1 pseudogene is annotated in these 1,091 nt (G+C 60.4%); it reads left to right on the top strand.

Going from position 1 to position 1,091, the window contains the following annotated elements:
* Positions 1-1,091 (top strand): annotated as a pseudogene (locus tag A3730_RS03540) (DUF11 domain-containing protein); the annotation flags it as partial.

Raw genomic sequence — 1,091 nt, forward strand, 5'->3', positions numbered from 1 at the left:
GCTGGACAAAAATGTGGAGAAAGACAGCGCCGCCGTGGGGGATGTGCTCGCCTATAGCATCAACCTGACGAACAACCACTCCGATGCGCTTTACGCCGGCAGAATTATCGACCAGCTGCCCTATGGGTTCCGTTATATCAATGACAGCGCCTGGCTGGAAGTGGGCGGGCAGCGTGTCGAAATGCCGGACCCGGCGGGACGCCCCGGGCCGCAGCTGACCTTCCGACTGGAGCGCGAGCGCAGCAATGGCTCCGTGGTGGCGCTGCCGTTGCAGGCGGGTGAAACGGTGACATTGCACTACGGCTTGCGGTTGTCGGCCGGTGCGGTGGACAGCGATGGCATCAACCGGGCCACGGCCCAGGCCAACACGGCTTCCGGGTTTACCTACCGTTCCAACCAGGACGAAGCCGAAGTGGAGATCCGCAACGAAGGCGTGCTGTCAGACAAGGCCATGCTGTTCGGTAAGGTCTATGTGGATGCGGACTGTAATAATCTGCAGAACGATGGTGAGTGGCCCATTGGTGGCGTGAAGCTGTATCTGCAGGACGGCACCTGGGTGATTACCGACGAGAACGGCCAGTACAGTGTTTACGGTCTGAACCCGGGTTTGCATACCATCAAGGTGGACCCGCTGACCTTGCCGGCCGGCGTCAAGCTCAAGCCCATCGACAATCGCCATGCGGCGGACCCGGAAAGCCGCTTTGTGGATTTGCGTTCCGGTGAATACCACCGTGCGGATTTTGCCGCCGTTTGCCCCACCGGCGATGAGGCGAAAGCGCTGGCGGAACAGCTTAAAGCCCGTAATGCATCCATGAACGGTGACTGGATGCTGGATGAAGCGGCGCGTTTTGATCCACTGCGTCAGCAAACTATCAATCCGGTTTTGCGTCAGGCCGACGGCAGCGGTGATTTGGGTAGCGGTGTCTATACCCAGACCGGGGATGACGGGCTCACTGATGCCTGGGAAAAAGTCTCCCAGTCTCAGGGTGAGAAAACCGACACGGCTGCGGTGCTGCCGGCCAACCCGGAAGCCACCATGCAGAACACCAAGGAAGCGGCTGCCAGCATTACCCGCGAACAGGCGGAGCAGG

It is taken from the genome of Alcanivorax sp. HI0044, assembly GCF_001634945.1.